The sequence below is a fragment of the Brevibacterium sp. FME37 genome (genome assembly GCF_014897485.1).
GTDB lineage: Bacteria > Actinomycetota > Actinomycetes > Actinomycetales > Brevibacteriaceae > Brevibacterium.
On the sequence record NZ_JABUYE010000003.1, the window covers coordinates 71701 to 90748 of the forward strand.

Below are 19048 nucleotides of genomic sequence, written 5' to 3' on the forward strand. Positions count from 1 at the left end.
TTCCGCACTGCGGAAATGCAGCCGGTCAGTCCGAATCGGCGCCCTTTTCTACTCTTCCGCCCCAGACCTCGCGCCTTTCTACTCCGCCGAACCGAATGCCGCCGAGGTGTAATCGGATTTCGCACGCCTGGGCACAACGACGATGGGCACCGGTGAATGCTGGAGAATCCTCATCGCGTGACTGCCCAGCGAGACCCGCTTGAGCGCCCCGAGACCGGAGGAGCCGAGCATCATGACCTCAGGATCCTTCCACTCCACTGCGGTCAGCGCACTCGCCCAGTCCGGCCCCGTCCCGATCGCCACGTCGGTTTCGCCGGGCTTGATCTGGAGTCGATCGATCGAGCACAGGATCTCGTCTGTGTCGCGCCGGATCACCTTGGACCATTCGTCGATGACACTGGATTCGACGTCGAGCCCCACCCCCGCCGCCCCGATCACACGCGATCTGGGAGCGAAGGACGCGATGCGGAAAGGCACACCGGACTCGGCAGAGACCGTCGCGGCCCCCAGAATGAGGTCCGCCGAGGTGGACGAACCGCTGTACGCGGCAGTGATCCTGCGTAGGCGAGCCCCCGATGCAGCTCGGTATCCCACGGGTGCCAACGCCACCGGCAGGCCGGCGCTGTGCAGCAGTCCGGTCGATACGGACCCCAATGCGATCCGGCCCGACTTTCCGTCTGCGGAGGGACCGACGACGAGGCGAAAGGCATTCTCCCTTTGGCACATCTCGAGCAGTCCACGTCGTGATGATCGGGCACTGTGGACGAGGCAGGTGAAGTCGATGTCATCGGGAAGGAGCGCCCGAACATCGTCCAGGGCAGCCTCGGCGACACTGCGCAGCTTCTTCTGGTATTCGCTCTCGAAGAGCACGGGAGACATCGGCCAGGCCGCGGAATCGATGGCCACCGCGACGAGCCGATGCCCATAGGACCGCGCGAGCACGATTCCCAACTCAACTGCGGGCCTATTGTCCTGACCTGGCGCAATACCGACGACGATGCTCATTATTTCCCTCCTGCGGGATCGGATCCCTCAATGCTGTCACGTGCTGCCCGTTGCTTGCCGAGGACAGAGGATCTGCGGCCGAAGATGAAGTACAGGCCGAGGACGACCGCGGTCCAGATGAGGAAGACGACGATCGTGATGATCTGCAGATTGCTGATGATCCAGAGGCAGCCGATGATTGCGAGCACCGGCAGGACCGGGTAGAAGGGCACCTTGAAGCCGCGCTCGAGGTCGGGTTCGCGTACCCGCAGGATGATGACGGCCAGGGACACCACGATGAAGGCGACGAGGGTGCCGATGCTCGTCATCTCGGCGAGGAAGTTCAGGGGGATGAAACCGGCCAGGATGGCGATGACCACGGTCACGACGATCGTGCCTTTGACCGGGGTGAGCGTGCGCGGATTGACGTCGCCGAAGAACTTGGGCATCATCCCGTCACGTGACATCGTGAAGAGGATGCGTGTCTGGCCGTAGATCGAGACGAGGGTCACGGAGAAGATCGAGATCACGGCACCGGCGGCGACGACGGTGCCCGGCCACTGGGCTCCCACGATATTCTCGAGGATCGCCGATAGGCCAGCCGTCTGACCGTCGAAGTCCTGCCAGGGCTGGGCCGACAGTGCCGCGACAGCGACGAGCACATACACGCTGGTGACGATGATGAGGGCGGCGATGAGGGCCCGGGGCATGGTCTTCTTCGGGTTCTTCGTCTCGTCGCCGGCTGTGGCCACTGCGTCCATGCCGACGTAGCTGAAGAAGATCAGGCCGGAGCCTGCCACCACCCCGGAGAATCCGAAGGGTGCGAAGTCGGCGAAGTTGTCGACGTTCCAGCCGGTGACTCCCACACACACGAAGAACAGGAGCACGCCGATCTTCGTGCACACCATGACGGTGTTGATGACGACCGATTCGCCCGTGCCGCGCACCAAGAGGAAGCAGCACATGGCCAGCAGCAGGATTGCGGGCAGGTTGACGATCCCACCTTCTTCTGGGGCGTAGGCCAGGGCGTGCGGGATCTCGAACCCGAAGAGGTTGAACAGCAGTTGGTTGACGTACTGTGACCAGCCCACGGCGACCGCGGCTCCCGCGACGCCGTACTCGAGGAGCAGACAGGCCGCGACTCCCATCGCCGGCAGCTCGCCGAGTGTGGCGTAGGCGTAGGAATAGGAGGAACCGGAGACGGGCACGCTGCCGGCCAGCTCCGCATAGCAGATGACCGCGAGGCCAGCGACGAGGCCGGCGATGACGAAGGACCAGATGACTGCGGGTCCGGCCACAGGAACGGATTCCGACAGGATGAAGAAGATGCCGGTGCCGATGGTCGACCCGACGCCGATCATCGTCAGAGAGAACAGCCCGATCGTGCGCTTGAGGTCGCTCTCCGTCTCCTCGCCCTGCTGTGGGACCGGCTTCACCCGGAAGAGCTGCTGTCGCAAAGTCGCCATTGTCATTCCCCAGACATCGTCGTCCTACTGAGCATGAGCACCGGAACTGTCGATCATCGCCGATGACCGCCAGCCCTGATCCGGCACTTTCGATACTGCGACCTTACGACAGTCCTGCCTCGCCGAGGTGGTCCGAAGTTGAAATCATGGGTGCGAAATCGGTCGTTCGGGACAGTCAGAATCGGAGCCTGAGACTATCGGCACTGGTCAGAACGCTTGTCCGTGTCCAACGAAAATCCTATTCAACAAAACGGTTGAATACGTGAGGGCATCGGCCTACAGTTGTCTTTAACCTACTAGTTGAATACAGAATGGAGGGTCAGTGGACGATCAGCTGACGAAGGTGTTTTCGGCCCTGGCCGACCCCACTCGACGAGACATGGTGGCCAGGCTGTCCATCGCCGATGCCACGGTCAATGAACTCGCCGAACCTTATGAGGTCAGCGTCCAGGCCGTGTCGAAACATCTCAAGGTCCTCGAGGACTCCGGACTGGTCACTCGCACCCGGGACGCCCAGCGCAGACCAGTCCACCTCGAAGACAATGTGTTCGATCTGATGACGAAATGGATCGAGAGATATAGGCGCCAAGCCGAAGACCGCTACCAACGCCTCGACGCAGTCCTGGAAACGATGGACGCACACGAGGACGCACACCAGACGGACTCCACAGCCGCCTCGGCGAAGGAATCCACGCAACACTCACGCAAAGGAGCATGACATGACCACCACCAACGACACCGACTACTCAACCCTGAAACTCGAGGTGCCTGAGGGGACTCAGACCGTTTCGATCACTCGCGATTTCGCGGCCACACCGGACAAGGTGTTCCGCGCCCACATCGACCCCGAACTCTTCGTGAAATGGTGCGGACCCGACACGATCACGAACACGATCCGGGAATGGGACCCGCAGACCGGCGGGAACTGGAGCTACCTCTCCACCGATGACAACGGCGAGTACGGCTTCTTCGGGTCTTTCCACGAGGTGCGGGAGAACGAACGCATCGTCCAGACCTTCACCTTCGAGGGCTTCCCAGATGCCGTGAACCTTGAGATCCTCACACTCACCGACCTCGGCGATGGACGGACCCGCCTGGCCTCGACCTCGGTCTTCGACTCTCTCGAATCCCGGGACGGCATGGTCGCCTCAGGCATGGAACACGGCATTCGCGAGGGCTACGACAAACTCGAGAAGATGCTCGCAGAAGATCAGTGAGGCCTGACGCTCCCGCTGAGACGCAGGAGCTGCGCGGCCTGGGCATGGTCCCAGGCCGCGCAGTCCGATGATCAGACCGCTTCGCGGCTCTTGACCTTTTCCTTCTCTGCGAGGACTCGGTCGCGGATTGCAAGGAAACAGGAGACGGCATCGCCTGCGGCCGAGACGAGCTGCCTCGTGCTGCCTCGCCGCACATCACCGGCGGCGTAGACGCGATCCATGGATGTCCTGTGATCGGCGCCGGTGCAGATATAGCCCTGTCCGTCGCATGTCGAGCAGAAGTGGATTCGACTCCCCAGCAGCGCCTCCTCACCCGGCATGCCAAGCGTGCGATAGGTCGTCCCGGTCGCCAGCACCTCTTGAGATTGCCTGAGGCCGTGGCGTCATTGCCAAGCGCTGACATGATTCTCCTAATTATTTGAAGATTTCAACTGTGCGTGGAAATCTATGTGAGCGATTCCACATTCGCACATAATGAAGTGATGTGCAAGACTTCCACTAGAAGTTGAAACCGGCTCATCGCGCAGAGGAGAAGACCCGTGACAGCGCTCAATTCGGATCGCTACGACCAGAAGGTTCGGGAGACCCTCGAGCTTCTGGCAGGGATCAGCGAGCCCCTCGCTCGGGCCCTGGGCGAAGGCTGCGAGGTCGTCATCCACGACCTCACCAATCTCGACAACTCGGTCTACGCCATCGCCGGAGGGGTCACCGGCCGTGAGGTGGGCGCCCCACCGACCAACCTGCTTCTGCAACACGTTCTCAGCGGGGCGCAGGGCGATGTCATCGGCTATCCGACGTCGCTGCCCGGCGGGCGCACCGGCCGTTCAAGCACGATCATCATCCGCGAACCGGAATCGGGCACACCGATGGCCGCGCTGTGCCTCAACATCGACGTCACCAACGTCAGGTTGGCCCACGACATGCTCGGCTCGCTGCTCGCGACGCCTCCGCCGGTCGCCGAAACCAGCGAGGAGCCCGACACCGGTGAGGTCTTCCCCCACACCGTCAGCGAACTGACCGCGCAGATCGTCGCCGAGGTGATCGCCAGCGCCGATGTCCCCGTCGAACTGATGAAGAAACCCCACAAGCTCGAGGTCGTCGCTGAACTCGACCGCCGTGGAGTCTTCCAGGTCAAAGAGGCTGTGGCCGGAGTCGCCTCGGCGCTGGACGTCACCCGATACACGATCTACAACTACATCAACGAGCTCCAAGGCAGAGCCCCGGAAGGACAGTCATGACCGATACCCACGATCACGCGTTCGCCCCAGTCGAAGACGACATCGACCGCTACGATCCGCAAGCCCGCCAGTGGCTGGCCGGAGCCATCAGGGCGGTGAAGTCTGATGCCAACAGGTCGTCGGACACGCATCTGCTGCATGTGCCGCTGCCTTCCGATTGGGGCATCGATCTCTATCTCAAGGACGAGTCGAGCCATCCCACCGGGTCCCTCAAACACCGTTTGGCCCGCTCGCTCTTCCTCCACGCACTCTGCAACGGGTGGATCAAGCCCGGTCGCCCGGTGGTGGAGGCTTCCAGCGGTTCGACCGCGGTCTCCGAAGCGTATTTCGCCCAGCTCATCGGTGTCCCGTTCATTGCAGTCATGGCTCGGTCGACGAGTGCTCAGAAGATCTCCCTCATCGAGTTCTACGGCGGCACCTGCCATTTCGTCGACAACGCCAATGAGGTCTATGAGGTCGCAGCCGATCTTGCCGCGGAGTCCGGTGGTCACTACATGGACCAGTTCACCTATGCCGAACGCGCTACGGATTGGCGCGGCAACAACAACATCGCCGAGTCGATCTTCGACCAGATGGCGAGTGAGACTCATCCCGAGCCGTCCTGGATCATCGCCACCGCCGGCACAGGCGGCACCTCGGCGACCCTGGCCAGATACGTTCGCTACACCGGCCGGGCCACCGGAATCTGTGTGGCCGACCCGGACAATTCGGCCTTCTTCGCCGGATGGCGGGACCAGGACCCGTCGGCGACGACCGATCAGGGATCCCGCATCGAGGGCATCGGGCGGCAACGGGTCGAAGCGAGCTTCATCCCTTCGAGCATCGACCGGATGATGCATGTCCCGGACGCTGCCGCCATCGCCTCCATCCAGCTTCTTGAGACACTGATGGGACGTCGCGCCGGAGCGTCAACCGGCACCGGCCTGTGGGCCGCGTTCCGCATCGTGTCGCAGATGAAGGCGGCAGGAGAGACGGGCAGCCTGGTGTCCCTGATCTGCGACCCCGGCGAGCGCTACCTCGACAAATACTATTCCGAGCAGTGGCTGGCCGAATCCGACCTCGACACCACCGGCTACCGCACCCGCCTCGAAGAATTCATGACGACAGGAGTCCTCTGATGAACAGCGAATCAACCACCACACCCGAAGCCCGTCTCCACAACCTCGGCCTGGAGATCCCCGCAGTCGCCGCGCCTGTGGCTGCCTACGTTCCGGCGGTGCGCACCGGAGGCCACATCTACACCTCAGGCCAGCTTCCCGTACAGAACGGGCAGCCGATCCACAGGGGAAAGGTCGGCGCCGAGGTCACTCTCGAAGAAGCGCAGGCCGCGGCTCGTCAGTGCACCCTCAATGCCCTGGCTGCCATTCGCGCGATCACCGGTGAACTCTCGGCGATCACCCGCATCGTCAAGGTCACGGGCTTCGTCGCCAGCGCCCCGGACTTCACCGCTCAGCCGCAGGTCATCAATGGTGCCAGCGAGCTTCTCGGCGAGGTCTTCGGCGACGCCGGGATCCACGCCCGCAGCGCAGTGGGCGTGGCAGTCCTGCCTCTGAATGTCCCGGTCGAGATCGAGATGATCGTCGAAGCCTGAGAGTCCTTCGCGGCAAAGGACCCTTAGGTCGCTTTCTCGGCCATCATGGCGAAGTACGAGTCGCGGCTGCGACGAACGTGCTGGCCCATCACCGCGGCGGCTTTGGCTTCCTGCCCTGCATCGATGGCCGCGATGATGTCGCGATGCTCGGGCCAGGCCTGAGGGCCGCGGCGGGTCACGTTGAGTGAGTACAGCCATTCGATCTTGCCCGAGATCTGGCGCAGGAGGCTGACGAAGGAGAGGCTGCCGCTGAGTTCGGCGATGGCGAAGTGGAACCGCATGTTGAGCACCGCGAGGTCCTCGTAGCGTTCCTGGCCGATGACGATGTCGCCGGCTGCGAGGATCTCATTGATCTCCTTGCGGATCGTCCGCCACCGTTCGTCGGGTGCCTCACCGTTGCTCTGCTGCCCAGCGCGCTTCGCTGCTCGCTTGGCGGTCGCAGATTCGAGGACGATGCGGATCTCGAACAGGTCCTCGGCATCCTCGGTCGGTGAGGGCGCGACCATGCTGCCGCTGTAGGGCCGGGACTCGACGAGCCCCTCGGCCTCGAGAGAACGCAGCGCCTCACGAATCGGGATCCGGGAGACCGCGTACTGCGTCGCCAAAGCAGCCTCGCGGAGTTTGCCGCCGGGCGGGTGCACACCCCTGATGATGTCGAAGCGGATCTGCGCCCCGACGCTGACGCTGCTCGATGTCGAAGAAGCGGTCGGTGCGGACTCGTGGGCCGAGGCAGAGCCGGACACCGAGGCGGGGCCTGCAGCGGACTCTGAAGTGGAACCAGGCTCAGGCATTGAGCAGACCCGACCCGGGCACGGCAGCCAGGAGCTTCTGCGTGTACTCCGCAGTCGGACGGTCGATGACATCTCTCGTTGCGCCTGCCTCGACGACTTCCCCGTTCTTCATCACAACAACATCGTCGGCCAAGTTCGCAACAACTGCAAGATCGTGCGTGATGAACAGGCAGCTCACGCCAAGCCCCGACTGCAGCTGACGAAGAAGCTCGAGAATCTGCTCCTGGACCAGAACGTCGAGGGCAGACACCGCTTCGTCACAGATGAGGAGCTCAGGTTCGCTGATCAGGGCACGCGCGATCGCAATCCTCTGCCGCTGCCCACCGGAGAGCTCAGCAGGCCGACGCTCGAGCATCGACGCGGGCAGAGCCACCTGATCGAGCACCTCGGCGACCTTGCGTTTCCGCTCGACCTGCGTACCGACCTTGAACACGTCGAGGGGCTCGCGGATGATCCGTTCGATGCCCCACATCGGATTGAGAGAGGAGAACGGGTCCTGGAACACCGGCTGGCTGAAGCGCCGCAGAATGCTGCGTTCGGCGCGTGAACTCGCGTCGACGTTGCGTCCCCCGGCGAGGACCTCGCCGCTGGTGCCCCTCTCCAGGCCGAGCACGATCTTCGCGATCGTCGACTTCCCTGACCCGGATTCTCCGATCACTGCGGTCGTCTGCCCGCGCTTGGCCGTGAAGCTCACCCCGTTGAGGGCATGGACTTCCTTGCCGCGCCCGTGCAGCTTGTAGATCTTGTGCAGATCGTTGACCTCGAGCACATTCGCCGAGATGGCCTCTCCGTCGACTCTGCCTTCGCCGACTCCCACTGCAGGAGTTGACCCCGCGGCCCCGAGAGCACGACTCGGCTCCCGGCCGACCACAATGCTGGGTGCGGCCTTGACCAGGGCTTTTGTGTACTCATCCTGGGGGTCTCCGAGGACCTGCTGCGGTGTTCCACGTTCGACAACGCGTCCGTCGTTCATGACGAGGATGGTGTCGGTTCGCTCCCCCGCAACACCCAGGTCGTGAGTGACGAAGAGCAGCGAAGTCCCGCGCTCGGTGACGAGTTTCTGCAGGTGGTCGAGGATCTGCTTCTGCACTGTCACGTCGAGAGCGGAGGTCGGTTCGTCGGCGATGATGAGATCCGGTTCGCCGGACAGGGCGATTGCGATGAGGATCCTCTGCCGCATACCGCCGGAGAATTCGTGCGGATATGACCGTCGCCTGTTCTCCGCATCCGGGATTCCGGCTTCGGTCATCAGGCGTACGACATTATGGGTCACCTCGGCGGAGTTCGACATTCCGTATGTCCGCAGCGCGTCAGCGATCTGATCACCCACGCGCATGCTCGGATTGAGGCTGGCCATGGGGTCCTGCGGCACCAGGGCGATCGATCGGCCGCGCAAAGTCTGGAGTCGCGCCCGATCTGCTCGAACCAGGTCCTCGCCGCGGTACTTCACGGCCCCGGAGCTGACATGACCCGTTCCCGGCAGGAGCCCGAGGATCGCGCTGATCGTCGTGGACTTGCCTGACCCTGACTGACCGACGAGAGCCAAGCGCTCCCCCGGCGCCAAGGTGAAGCCCACATCGTGGAGCACAGGCGCCTCATAGGAGACTTCGAGGCCGGAGACCTCGAGGACGAAATCGGACAGTTCCACACCGCCGCTGGTCTCTGTGCTCATCATCTTCCTGCCGCGTATCCCTGAGCACCGCGCGGGTTGGCCCCTGCGGTGAGACGTCCGGTGGCCGGGTCCCGTGTCACGCAGGAGAGCCTGCCCAGTTCCCAGTCGCCGGCCTTGGTCACGACATGGCCGCGTGCGATGAGCCCGTTGATGACGTCTTCGCCGAGGCGGTCCTCGACGACCGCACCGCCGGGAACCCAGGTGCGCGGCCAGAATGACCCTGCCAGAGCGGTCGTGTGCAGTGCCGGTGCGTCGATTGCCTGCTGAGGTGCGTAGCCGCCGACGAGCATGCGCAGAATCAGCAGCAGCTGCCACTGTTCCTGCTGGTCACCTCCGGGGGAGCCGAGGGCGATGACCGGCTGCCCGTCCTTCGAGATCAGGGTCGGAGTCAGTGTGGTGCGGGGACGCTTGCCCGGGGTCAGCGCCGAGGGCGCTGTGTCATCAAGCCACATCATCTGCAGCCGAGTACCCAGGCAGAATCCGAGTTCCGGGACGATCGGTGAGGACTGCAGCCACCCACCAGAAGGAGTGGCGGAGATGATGTTGCCCCAGCGGTCAACAACATCGATGTGGCAGGTGTCGCCGTTATTGACGCCGTTTTTCTGCACAGTCGGCTCGCCGATGCCGGCTTTCGCCATGGACTCCTTGTCCGCACCTTCGAGCACGAGTGGCGGGGTGAATGTAGAAGCGGTCCCTGCACGGTCGGCACCCGGTCGGAATTCGAGTGAAGCCTGATCGGTGATGAGTTCGCGACGGCTGGCCGCGTAGTCTTCGCTGAGCAGCCAGTCGAGGTCGACATCTCCGTCCCCGTAGTAGGTATCGCGGTCGGCCATCGCCAGTTTGAGTGCCTCGAGGATCGTGTGTGCACCGATCTCGGTCGAGGGGTCGAGTCGTTCGTCGTCGAGGCCGTCGAGGATCTTCAGCGTCTGCAGCAGCACCGGGCCCTGGCCCCAGGCTCCGATCTTCGCAATCGAATAGCCGCGGAAGTCGATCGTCACCGGCGTTTCGAAGTGTGCGTCGAATCCTGCGAAGTCCTCAGCTGTCAAGACTCCCGCGTGGTCACCGCCGGTCGAATGTCGGTGCGGAGTCGAGATGAAATTCGCGAACGACTCGGCGACGAACCCGGACTTCCATTCCTGACGTGCCGCGGAGACTCTGGCGGCACGCCCTTCTACGCCTTCACCTGCGGCAATGAGCTTCTTCAAGACTTCAGCATAGGGACGGTTGTAGACGAGGTCGCCCGTCTTCGGGATCTGACCTTGTGGCATCCACTGAGCTGCCGACGTGGGCCAGTGTTCGGTGAAGAGCTCCTGCACACGTTCGATGGTGCCGACGACCCGGCTGAGGACGGGGTGACCGTTCTCGGCGTAGTCGATAGCGAATTCGAGGACGTCGGCGAGTTCCCAGGTGCCGTGGTGTTCGAGCAGGTTGAGCCAGGAATCGACGGCCCCGGGCACCGCAGAGGCGAGCGCTCCTGCCCCGGGAATCATGTCGAGGCCCTCACTGCGGTAGTGCTCAATGGTGGCAGCGGCCGGCGCGGGGCCCTGCCCCATCATGATCTTCGGGTTGGCCGGGTCTTCGGCGGTGGCGAAGATCCCCGTCATGTCGCCACCGGGGCCGTTGAGGTGAGGTTCGACGACGTGGAGGAGGAAGGCTCCCGCCACGGCCGCGTCGAAGGCGTTTCCACCTCGTTCGAGAACCGCCTGTGAAGCTGCTGTCGCCAACCAATGGGTGGAGGCGGCCATTCCGAAATGACCTTCCAGGGTGGGCCGGGTTGTGAAGACTGCGGGTGGGGTGAACGACACGTCAGTGTCCCTTCTTCGAGTTGGGGTCGAGGGCGTCGCGCAGGGCGTCCCCGAAGAGATTGAAGGCCAAGCAGATGACCAGGATCGCCAGTCCAGGGAATAGGGCGGTCGACGGCGCACGGAAGATGTACTGCTGCGCGTCGGAGAGCATGATGCCCAAGCTGGGTGAGGGCGGTTGGATGCCCAAACCGAGGAAGGAGAGGATCGATTCTCCAATCACGGCAGTCGGAATGATGACAGTGGCCTGCACGATGATTGCCGAGGCGATGTTGGGCAGAATGTGCATGCCCAGAATACGTGCCTTCGATGCGTCGGTGGCGATTGCGGCCTTGACGAAGTCGGCCGATTTCAAGCGCATCGTCTCGCCTCTGACGACTCGGATCATCGTGGGCACTTGCGAGATGCCCAGGGCGATAGCCGCATTGGCCAGGCTGGGCCCGGAGATGGCCGCGAGTCCGACTGCGATGATGAGGAACGGAAACGCCAGGGTGACGTCGGTCAGCCTGGAGATGACCGAGTCGAGGCCCCGGAAGTATCCGGCCAGCAGCCCCAGGGGCGTGCCGACGATCACGGCCAGAGCCACCGCCAGGAGTCCGACCTGCAAGGAGGCGCGGACGCCGAAGGCGAGTCTGGAGAGGATGTCGCGTCCCAGATCGTCGGTGCCGAAGACATAGCCGATCGTGCCCGGCACTTGGAATGGAGCTTGGAAGTTGGTCTGCGCGAACCCGTACGGGGCGATCAGTGGTGCGAAGAGTCCGATGAGTACGACGACGGCGACCATGACGGAGCCGATGAGCCCCATCGGGTTGGACAGGATTGAGCGCAGCAGCCACCAGACCCGGTTGTTCGAGGCCTGGAATTCGGGGTCGAGTCCCTGTGTGTTCTTGTCGGTGTTCGTGACGATTGGGGTGGTCATGAGGCGTCCTCGCTGACTCGGATCTGTGGGTTGATGACCGAATAGAGGATGTCGACGGCCAGGTTGATGAGAATGTAGGAGGCGGTGATGACGAGGACGACCGCTTGGATCACCGGATAGTCACGGGAGAAGACCGCATCTAGGGTGAGTTTGCCTAGGCCTGGCAGCGCGAAGATCCTCTCTGTGACAACTGCTCCGGAGATCAGACCGCCCAGTTGCAGGCCGATGATCGTGACGAGGACGATGAGTGAGTTGCGCAGTCCGTAGCGGAAGAGCACCCGTGGCCTGGACAGCCCCTTGGCTCGTGCCATGCGCACATAGTCGGTGCCCATGCTCTCGATCATCGACGCTCTGGTCTGGCGGGTGATGACCGCGGCCAGGCTGGTGCCCAGGATCACTGCCGGCAGAGTGAGGTAGTAGATGCCGCGGATCGGGTCGGAGAGGACGTCGACGTACCCCGAGGCGGGGAACCAGCCGAGGATGACGGCCAAGCCCATGATCGCTAAGAGTCCGAGCCAGAAGTTCGGGACCGAGAGCCCGAGGAGAGCAATGAAGTTGCTGCCCAGCTCGGGCCATTTCCCGCGGAAGCGTTCTGCAATCATGCCCAGGGTGATGCCGACGATGACGGCGACGACGATCGCGTAGAGCGACAGCCACAGGGTCACGGGCAGGGTGGTCGCGATCATCTCGGTCACGGCCAGCCCGGTGCGCGTGGATTCTCCGAGGTCGCCGGTGATGATCGAGCCGAGGAATTTCACGAATTGGACGAGCAGCGGCTGGTCGAGTCCGAGGTCGGCCCGGATCGCGTCGAGTCGTTCGGGTGTCGCCTCTTCGCCGGCCATGGCCAGTGCAGGGTCGCCGGGCAGCATGCGCACACCGAAGAAGATGACGATGCCTGAGAGCACGAATGTGATGATGGCGTGGAAGATCTTGGTGAGTACGAATCGAGTCATCGCTGACCTTCCTTCTTCAGAAATCCAGCTTCGGAGAGATGGACGACGCCGTCGGAGTACACATCTATGCCTGCCACGTCATCGGTGTAGGCCGTGAGGTTCTTCTGCCGGTAGAGGTAGATGATCGAGTTGAGCTCAGCAGTGCGCTGCGAGGCTTCGCCGTAGAGTTTCTTGCGCTCATCCATATCGGTGGCCTCGCTGGCGCGGGTGAGCAGTCCGCTGAGCTCATCGTCGTCGACTCCAGTGACGTTGTTGGCGGCTCCTGGGTAATGGAAGGTGTAGAGGTTTCCATGCGGGTCGACGCGGCCGGACCAGCCCAGTTGGAGGAGCTCGTAATCGCCGCGGTCCTGGGCATCGAGCAGTGCCGTGTATTCCATCGGCTGGACCTTGATGTCAAATCCTGCCTCTTTGGTTGCCGCTTGGACGGCTTGGGCGAAGCGAAGGGTGTCCTGAGTGTTCGAGACCTTCATATTCACCTTGAGCGGAAGCTCGACTCCGGCATCTTCGAGAAGCTTCTTCGCGGCTTCGGGATCGTAGTCGACACACTCGTTGCTTGCTTCAGTGGCGAAGGGGCTGTCCGGGGAGATGCCTGAACAAGCTGGTGAGAACCATCCGTTGAAGACAGTGTTGACCAGGGCCTTGCGATCGATAGCCATCGACAGCGCCTTGCGCACCTTCGGGTCCTGGCCCAGTGGTGTCTCAAAGTTCTCCGGATTGTCGCCGAACCCCATGTTCACGGTCAGCCCCTGGTATCCCAGGGAGTTCGACTGCAGGAGACCGATGCCGGACTCCTCCTTGAGGGCGTCGATGTCCTGGGGCGAGATCGTGTCCGCGACTTGCACATCGCCGGAGCGGATGTTCGCGGCGCGAATGTTCGCATCCGACATGATCTGATAAGTGATCGAGTCGAGGTGCACCTTGTCTGCATCGTAGTAGTTGGGATCTTTGACGACCTTGATCGAGGTCTGTGCGATGCGTTTCTCGAACTTGAACGGCCCCACGCATACCGGGTTGTCGCCGAAGTCCTCGCCCGCTTCGTCGAGGGCTGTCGGCGACATGATCATCCCGGCACGATCGGCCAGGGCCGCGGTGAAGGGCGCGAAGGGCTCGTCGAAGGTGACTTCGAGGGTGTGGTCGTCAACGGCGCTCACATCGTTGATCGGGCCGAGTTCGGCAGACCGGGAGGAGTCTTCGAGATTGAGCCCGCGTTCGATGGTCGTCTTGACCGCCTCGGCGTCGAAGTCGGTGCCATCTGCGAATCGCACACCGTCCTTGACCGGGATACGTACGGTCTTTCCGTCTTTGGAGATTTTCGGCAGCGAGGTTGCGAGCATGGGTGTGATCTCACCGTCGGCATCGATGTCGTAGAGCTTCTGACACATCGTCTGCATCACGTAGCGGGTGTAGAGGGAGGACGACGTCGTCGGGTCGAGGCGATCCGGTTCCGACGACAGCGCCATGACGAGATCGCCACCTTCCCTGAAAGCTCCCTCGTCGGCATCGACCGACTTCACGTCGGGCCGCTCAGGCGGTTCACCGAGCGGTTGAACCGGCACGCATCCGGCCAGCAGGACGACGCTGGCAAGCACCGCCGTTATCCGTTTTTTCACGCGCACTCCTGTGTGAGCATCACATTCAGCATTGATATTTGCATACAATCTAGCGGGTGATTATGGTTTTGTATACAAACTTCCAGGAGATTCCGAATCCTGGGATCCCGGGCCGCTGAGTCGGTCTGGCGACCGGAGATGATTCGGGTTCCGAGACCACCAGAGTTCGCAGGCGAGCTCGACGAAAGGGGCGCAATGACACGTCGACTCGATCTGGCCATGCTGCTGGTGCTGACATTCTCGACCGGCATGGTCGATGCGATCGGCTACTTGGGCTTCGATAAGGTCTTCACCGGGAACATGACGGGCAACGTCGTCATCCTCGGCATGGGCTTGGCCGGAGCCGAGGACACTCCGGTCCTGCGTCCCGCCTTGGCCCTCGTATTCTTCATGCTGGGCGCAGCTCTGGGCGGACGCACTCTCGGGCGGATCGGCGAGGAATGGCACCAGCGCACCACGATCATCTTCACCGGAGTGGCCATCGGCTGTGCCGGTCTGGCCGTCTATGTCGCGCTCATGCCCAACCCTGAAGTGGGAGTGGCCGGAACGATCTTCACCTCGGTGCTCTCGGCACTTATGGGCGCCCAGGCGGCCGCTGCCCGGCGGATGAAGATCGCCGACGTCACCACCGTCGTCGTCACTTCGACGATCGTCGGCTTGGCATCTGATTCACGGCTGGCCGGCGGCGACAGCGTCCGCTGGATTCGTCGTGCGCTGGCCGTCCTGCTCATCTTGATCGGAGCCATCGCCGGTGCTGCGACGCTGATGATCAATCAGTGGATCGGCATCGCCCTTGTCGCGGTCGCGATCGCCGTCGTGACCGTCATCGGCCACAGGGGTGCGAAGAAGCGCGCCCTCGCCGAGGCGGCCGCCTCCCCCGCGCATGTCTGATCACTGCCGTGCGCACCTGTTCACTGCCGTGCATCAGCGAGTTTCAGGCACTCTCGTCTGACGCCTCGGCTCGCGCGCCAGCACCATCTCACGTTCGCGAGCACGCTGCCTGCGCGTGGTGAGCAGGATGACGAGGAAGGCGATGCCTGCGCCGATCGTCGTCTCCAGAGCACGATCGGCGATGACGACGACCTCACCGGCAAATTGGAGGGCCGCAATCAGAATTGCCAGGCCATGCGGCGGCGACCATGGCCCAATAGTGATGCCCCAGGCCCGACATGACACCGATGGAACCGGCCATACCGAGAGCCACGACGTACCGTCCGGCAAGCGCGAAGACTCGCGACCACGGCGGGAGTGGTGCCTCCGTCAGCTGCTGATCAGGCTCTCTCCGGCGTGCCCGGAGTCTGCCGACGAAGCCGAGCACGGACTCGAGGATCGGACGCAGCAGATCCATTGCCTCGGCGGCCAGCCGCACGAGTGAACCGCGCCCGTCGGCTGGATCGGGGATCCTGGTGATGAACCCTGCACTGGACGGGCGCTTGAGTCTTTTGGTCACGCCGGCACCGGAGATGATCAGTTCCGTCGACACCCTTGTCGGCGACAGGGTGCCGCCATGTCGAGCGAGCAGGGAGATGACGTCGAACTCGCGGCAGGCAATTCCCTGGGCGGCACGGACCGCATCGCTTCGGGCTTGGACGACCTGCGCGATACGGGAGATTCTCCCCATGAGCGTCACCATCGAGGTGTCGAGTCCGGGGAAGATCGTGTCCCACTGACCCCGGACCTCGTCGATGTAGTCACCCTCCAGGTGACCCCGCGGCAATCAGTTCGATCAGCCGCCTGGTTCCAGCACCGAAACACGGGATGCACGTCAAGACACGCATGTGCGCATCAGTGTCTCGACGTGCAATCCCGTTTTTCGACGAACCGCACCTCCCCGCCGGCGTGGAATCAGCGCACGCCGAGCTTCTTCCACACCACGAGGATCGCGGCCACGCTGAGCGCACCGGCCAGCAGCACCCAGTAGGCGGGAGCCTTGGCATCACCGGTGACGCCGATCAGCCATGCGGCGACCAGTGGTGTCAGCCCACCGAAGATCGCGACCCCGACGTTGTAGCCCAGAGAGAGCCCCGTGCCGCGGACCTCGGTCGGGAAGATGTCGCCCATGACGCTTGCCAGTGGTCCGTAGTAGGCGGCCTTGAACAGCGAGAAGATGGCGACGACCACGATGAGCACGCTCAGCGCATTGGCCGCGACCACCCAGGTGAAGAGCACCCAGGTCAGCACCATCACAGCCAGGGCGGCCGGAATCATGAACGTCAGCCGTCCGACCTTGTCGCAGAAGTGCCCGGCCACCGGAGTGAAGAGGAGCAGGACGATCCCGGAGACCAGGGTCGCCCAGAATCCTGCCGAGGAGGTCATACCCAGGTTGTCCATGGCGTAGGTGGGAACGTAGGTGATGAAGTAGTTGAGGCAGGTCGAGACGGCGATGGCCCCGATGGCCAAGACCACGGCCAGCTTGTGATGGCGCAGAATCCCGCCGATCGCCGCCGACTTCTCCGGCACCTCGGCCGCTGCAGCCGTGAATTCCGGGGATTCGGGGACATGACGGCGGATGTAGAGGCCGACAGGTCCGACCAGCAGGCCCACGATGAAGGGCAGTCGGAAGCCCCAGGTCTCGAGCTGTTCCTGGCTCAGTCCAGTCGTCAGGCTCACGCCGATGATGGAGGCCAGCACGGTCGACATGGCCTGCGAGGTGAACTGCCAGCTGGCGGCAAACCCCTTCCGGTTGGGCAGGTGCTCGACCATGAGCGAAGTCGCTGATCCGAACTCCCCTCCTGCTGCGAACCCCTGGATCAGGCGGGCCAGCAGGATGAGCAGCGGGGCAGCCAGGCCGATGACGTGAGCCGGAGGCATGATGACGATCATCAGCGTGCCCAGGAACATGAGCCAGATCGTCAGCGTCAGCGCCGGTTTGCGGCCCTTGCGGTCGGCAAAGCTGCCGAGCACGATTGCCCCGACGGGACGGATGAAGAAGGACAGGGCGAAGGTGCCCAGTGCCAACATGATCGAGACAGAGTGTCTCTCGGCGGGGAAGAAGGCGACGGAGATGTAGACCGAGAAGTAGGCGTAGATCGAGATGTCATACCATTCCAGTGCATTCCCGATCGAGGCTGCGGCAATCACTTTCCACGGTCGCACAGGCCGGGTGGCCGAGGCGGCTGTCCCGGATACCGCGTGCTCGCTCATTGCGCGGCCCCCGTGCTCTCTGTGGTCACCGTTGCTTCGCCCCGCGTCATCTCTTGCGACGCACCGGACCTCGTCTCTTTCGAGGTGAACCAGTCATCGGGCCTGGCTCGCATATCCCAGAACATGCCGGCCATGATTTCGGCACCCTGCTCAAGGATCGAGGTCAGGGCGTGTTCGTCGGGGGCGTGCTGATTGCAGCCGGGGTAGGAATGGGGCACCCACACGGTGGGCAGGCCGAGCACCTCGGCGAAGACATCGTTGGGGATGGTTCCGCCCAGGTTCGGTTCGATCGCGGCCTCAAGCCCGGTCGTTGCCCTGATCGACTCCGCGGCCGCCGCGACGACACGGGCATTCGGGTCGAGTCGGGTGGCCGGCATGCAGTGCTCGGCGATGACCTCGACACCGTGGATTCCCTGGCTCTCCAGGTGCGTGCGCACCGTCGTCTCGAAGTCGTCGATGTCGGTGCCGACGACGAAGCGCAGCTGCAGATGGGCCTCTGCTGCGCCGGGGATCGCGTTGACCACCTGGTCCGGATTCCCCGCTTTGAGTGCGAGTACTTCGATGACGTTGAACGCGAAGACCTTCTCCGCCGAGGTGAGTCCGGGCTCCCCCCAGTCCGAGTCGACTTCGGGTGATCCGTCTTCGACCACTTCGGGCAGTTTCGCAACCGCCTCGAGCACCGAGACTGGTGGATCTTCGGGGCGCAGTGCGGGGATCCGGATGACTCCGCTGCCATCGACGAGGGAGTTGATCGCGGCGGCGAGGACGGTGGCGGAGTTGCGCAGCTTCCCGCCCCAGTTGCCGGAGTGATGGTCGCCGTCACGGTCATGGACGATGAGCCTGAAGTTCAGGGCCCCACGCGAGCCGAGGAAGAGGGTCGGGTATTCGGCGGCGATCCGGGGACCATCGGAGGCGAGGAAGAGGTCGGCGTCGAGCTCGGCCCGGTGAGCGGCGGCGAAGGCCTTGAGACCCAGAGACCCGGCTTCCTCGGCGGTCTCCATGAGGATCTTCACGTTATAGCCCAACGCACCAGCGCCAGGCCCAATGTCCCCACCGGCGCTGGTGTCAAGTGATTCGAGAACGGTTGTGAGCGCCAGGGAATTCACGGTGTGCTGACCTTTGTTGTCGGCGCTGCCTCGCCCGTAGAGTCGGTCGCCGTCGCGGGTGAGCACCCATGGGTCGAGGCCTTGCGCCCATTGCGAATCGTGGGCGAACTGCACGTCGCCGTGTCCGTAGAGGAGGACGGTGGGCAGGGTGGGATCTTCGAGGCGTGAGGCGATGAGCAGCGGGTGTTCATCGGATTCGGGATTGTCATGGATCGTCGTGTCGAAGCCCAGTTCCGCGAGCTCCGGGACGATCTCCTCGGCGAGGTAGGCCTGTGCGGCTGCGCCGTTGCCGGTCGCCTGGCTTTCGGTGCGGCGGGCGACTCGAGCGGCCAACAGTTCGAAGAAGGCCTCGCTGCGAACGACGTCTCCGGCCAGTCGGGTGACGGTCGCACGATCCACGGTGCATGCGTTGGATGATCCTGGTTGGTTCGGTACCGCCTCGGCGCGGTCGGTGCTGTGTTCTGAGGTCATGATTGCAGACTGGCTGAGTCTGGTTCGGATGAAAAGACGGATCGGTCCGGGAGCTGGTGCGAATTCCGCACGGCAAGCGTGCAT

Annotated in this window: 18 protein-coding genes; 6 read left to right on the top strand and 12 right to left on the bottom strand. The window is 63.4% G+C overall.

Annotated elements, in window-relative coordinates; genetic code table 11:
- Positions 1 to 78 precede the first annotated feature (78 nt).
- A complete protein-coding gene (locus INT29_RS04455; protein ID WP_101570125.1) occupies positions 79 to 1005 on the bottom strand; it encodes a universal stress protein in 927 nt (308 codons plus the stop codon).
- On the bottom strand, positions 1005 to 2450 hold the full coding sequence (locus INT29_RS04460) for an APC family permease (protein WP_101570124.1): 1446 nt from the start codon (positions 2448 to 2450) through the stop codon (positions 1005 to 1007). Before INT29_RS04460 ends, INT29_RS04455 begins: the two co-directional genes overlap by 1 nt.
- 322 nt (positions 2451 to 2772) lie before the next feature.
- Between INT29_RS04460 and INT29_RS04465 the strand changes: the two genes are divergently transcribed.
- Together INT29_RS04465 and INT29_RS04470 are read left to right on the top strand one after the other, a co-directional pair.
- On the top strand, positions 2773 to 3168 hold the full coding sequence (locus INT29_RS04465) for an ArsR/SmtB family transcription factor (protein ID WP_193070855.1): 396 nt from the start codon (positions 2773 to 2775) through the stop codon (positions 3166 to 3168).
- Position 3169: 1 nt separating this feature from the next.
- Positions 3170 to 3667, top strand: a complete 498-nt coding sequence (locus tag INT29_RS04470; protein WP_101570122.1) for an SRPBCC family protein — start codon at positions 3170 to 3172, stop codon at positions 3665 to 3667.
- A gap of 71 nt (positions 3668 to 3738) precedes the next feature.
- On the opposite strand, the gene INT29_RS04475 is transcribed toward INT29_RS04470, so the two are convergent.
- On the bottom strand, positions 3739 to 3888 hold the full coding sequence (locus INT29_RS04475) for a hypothetical protein (RefSeq protein ID WP_193070856.1): 150 nt from the start codon (positions 3886 to 3888) through the stop codon (positions 3739 to 3741).
- A gap of 318 nt (positions 3889 to 4206) precedes the next feature.
- On the opposite strand from INT29_RS04475, the gene INT29_RS04480 reads away from it, so the two are divergent.
- Genes INT29_RS04480 through INT29_RS04490 form a run of 3 tightly spaced genes read left to right on the top strand, consistent with a single transcriptional unit; the run spans position 4207 to position 6496 of the window.
- Complete coding sequence (locus tag INT29_RS04480) at positions 4207 to 4905, top strand: transcriptional regulator (RefSeq protein WP_193070857.1); 699 nt, start codon at positions 4207 to 4209, stop codon at positions 4903 to 4905.
- On the top strand, positions 4902 to 6023 hold the full coding sequence (locus INT29_RS04485) for a PLP-dependent cysteine synthase family protein (protein ID WP_193070858.1): 1122 nt from the start codon (positions 4902 to 4904) through the stop codon (positions 6021 to 6023). Before INT29_RS04480 ends, INT29_RS04485 begins: the two co-directional genes overlap by 4 nt.
- Positions 6023 to 6496 carry a RidA family protein gene (locus INT29_RS04490; protein ID WP_193070859.1) on the top strand — a complete coding sequence of 158 codons (474 nt, stop codon included), beginning with the start codon at positions 6023 to 6025 and terminating at the stop codon, positions 6494 to 6496. The genes INT29_RS04485 and INT29_RS04490 overlap by 1 nt, the downstream gene beginning before the upstream one ends.
- 23 nt (positions 6497 to 6519) lie before the next feature.
- On the opposite strand, the gene INT29_RS04495 is transcribed toward INT29_RS04490, so the two are convergent.
- Genes INT29_RS04495 through INT29_RS04520 form a run of 6 tightly spaced genes read right to left on the bottom strand, consistent with a single transcriptional unit; the run spans position 6520 to position 14243 of the window.
- The gene (locus tag INT29_RS04495; RefSeq protein WP_226830784.1) at positions 6520 to 7287 is read right to left on the bottom strand and encodes a GntR family transcriptional regulator; all 768 of its coding nucleotides are present in this window, start codon (positions 7285 to 7287) and stop codon (positions 6520 to 6522) included.
- A complete protein-coding gene (locus tag INT29_RS04500; RefSeq protein WP_413463155.1) occupies positions 7280 to 8962 on the bottom strand; it encodes a dipeptide ABC transporter ATP-binding protein in 1683 nt (560 codons plus the stop codon). The genes INT29_RS04495 and INT29_RS04500 overlap by 8 nt, the downstream gene beginning before the upstream one ends.
- Positions 8959 to 10764 carry a gamma-glutamyltransferase family protein gene (locus INT29_RS04505; protein WP_101570116.1) on the bottom strand — a complete coding sequence of 602 codons (1806 nt, stop codon included), beginning with the start codon at positions 10762 to 10764 and terminating at the stop codon, positions 8959 to 8961. Before INT29_RS04505 ends, INT29_RS04500 begins: the two co-directional genes overlap by 4 nt.
- Before the next feature lies 1 nt (position 10765).
- The gene (locus INT29_RS04510) at positions 10766 to 11680 is read right to left on the bottom strand and encodes an ABC transporter permease (protein WP_101570115.1); all 915 of its coding nucleotides are present in this window, start codon (positions 11678 to 11680) and stop codon (positions 10766 to 10768) included.
- The gene (locus INT29_RS04515; protein ID WP_193070861.1) at positions 11677 to 12633 is read right to left on the bottom strand and encodes an ABC transporter permease; all 957 of its coding nucleotides are present in this window, start codon (positions 12631 to 12633) and stop codon (positions 11677 to 11679) included. Before INT29_RS04515 ends, INT29_RS04510 begins: the two co-directional genes overlap by 4 nt.
- On the bottom strand, positions 12630 to 14243 hold the full coding sequence (locus tag INT29_RS04520; RefSeq protein ID WP_257930049.1) for an ABC transporter substrate-binding protein: 1614 nt from the start codon (positions 14241 to 14243) through the stop codon (positions 12630 to 12632). The genes INT29_RS04515 and INT29_RS04520 overlap by 4 nt, the downstream gene beginning before the upstream one ends.
- 195 nt (positions 14244 to 14438) lie before the next feature.
- Between INT29_RS04520 and INT29_RS04525 the strand changes: the two genes are divergently transcribed.
- Positions 14439 to 15134 (top strand): YoaK family protein, encoded by a 696-nt coding sequence (locus tag INT29_RS04525; protein ID WP_101570113.1) that lies wholly within the window; start codon positions 14439 to 14441, stop codon positions 15132 to 15134.
- Between the two features lie 193 nt (positions 15135 to 15327).
- On the opposite strand, the gene INT29_RS04530 is transcribed toward INT29_RS04525, so the two are convergent.
- The 3 genes from INT29_RS04530 to INT29_RS04540 all read right to left on the bottom strand — a co-directional run bounded on the left by INT29_RS04530 (position 15328) and on the right by INT29_RS04540 (position 18964).
- Positions 15328 to 15960, bottom strand: coding sequence for a MarR family winged helix-turn-helix transcriptional regulator (locus INT29_RS04530; protein ID WP_193070862.1), 633 nt, complete (start codon positions 15958 to 15960; stop codon positions 15328 to 15330).
- 128 nt (positions 15961 to 16088) lie between these two features.
- A complete protein-coding gene (locus INT29_RS04535; protein ID WP_193070863.1) occupies positions 16089 to 17387 on the bottom strand; it encodes an MFS transporter in 1299 nt (432 codons plus the stop codon).
- The gene (locus INT29_RS04540; RefSeq protein ID WP_193070864.1) at positions 17384 to 18964 is read right to left on the bottom strand and encodes a M20/M25/M40 family metallo-hydrolase; all 1581 of its coding nucleotides are present in this window, start codon (positions 18962 to 18964) and stop codon (positions 17384 to 17386) included. Before INT29_RS04540 ends, INT29_RS04535 begins: the two co-directional genes overlap by 4 nt.
- Between the last annotated feature and the right edge of the window lie 84 nt (positions 18965 to 19048).

What these genes read in the sequence shown, in the direction of transcription:
- INT29_RS04475 (WP_193070856.1), bottom strand. Translation starts at nt 3,888, where the DNA reads ATGGATCGCGTCTACGCCGCCGGTGATGTGCGGCGAGGCAGCACGAGG.
- INT29_RS04510 (WP_101570115.1), bottom strand. Translation starts at nt 11,680, where the DNA reads ATGACCACCCCAATCGTCACGAACACCGACAAGAACACACAGGGACTC.
- INT29_RS04525 (WP_101570113.1), top strand. Translation starts at nt 14,439, where the DNA reads ATGACACGTCGACTCGATCTGGCCATGCTGCTGGTGCTGACATTCTCG.
- INT29_RS04495 (WP_226830784.1), bottom strand. Translation starts at nt 7,287, where the DNA reads ATGCCTGAGCCTGGTTCCACTTCAGAGTCCGCTGCAGGCCCCGCCTCG.
- INT29_RS04515 (WP_193070861.1), bottom strand. Translation starts at nt 12,633, where the DNA reads ATGACTCGATTCGTACTCACCAAGATCTTCCACGCCATCATCACATTC.
- INT29_RS04500 (WP_413463155.1), bottom strand. Translation starts at nt 8,962, where the DNA reads ATGATGAGCACAGAGACCAGCGGCGGTGTGGAACTGTCCGATTTCGTC.
- INT29_RS04455 (WP_101570125.1), bottom strand. Translation starts at nt 1,005, where the DNA reads ATGAGCATCGTCGTCGGTATTGCGCCAGGTCAGGACAATAGGCCCGCA.
- INT29_RS04470 (WP_101570122.1), top strand. Translation starts at nt 3,170, where the DNA reads ATGACCACCACCAACGACACCGACTACTCAACCCTGAAACTCGAGGTG.
- INT29_RS04540 (WP_193070864.1), bottom strand. Translation starts at nt 18,964, where the DNA reads ATGACCTCAGAACACAGCACCGACCGCGCCGAGGCGGTACCGAACCAA.
- INT29_RS04490 (WP_193070859.1), top strand. Translation starts at nt 6,023, where the DNA reads ATGAACAGCGAATCAACCACCACACCCGAAGCCCGTCTCCACAACCTC.
- INT29_RS04485 (WP_193070858.1), top strand. Translation starts at nt 4,902, where the DNA reads ATGACCGATACCCACGATCACGCGTTCGCCCCAGTCGAAGACGACATC.
- INT29_RS04535 (WP_193070863.1), bottom strand. Translation starts at nt 17,387, where the DNA reads ATGAGCGAGCACGCGGTATCCGGGACAGCCGCCTCGGCCACCCGGCCT.
- INT29_RS04460 (WP_101570124.1), bottom strand. Translation starts at nt 2,450, where the DNA reads ATGGCGACTTTGCGACAGCAGCTCTTCCGGGTGAAGCCGGTCCCACAG.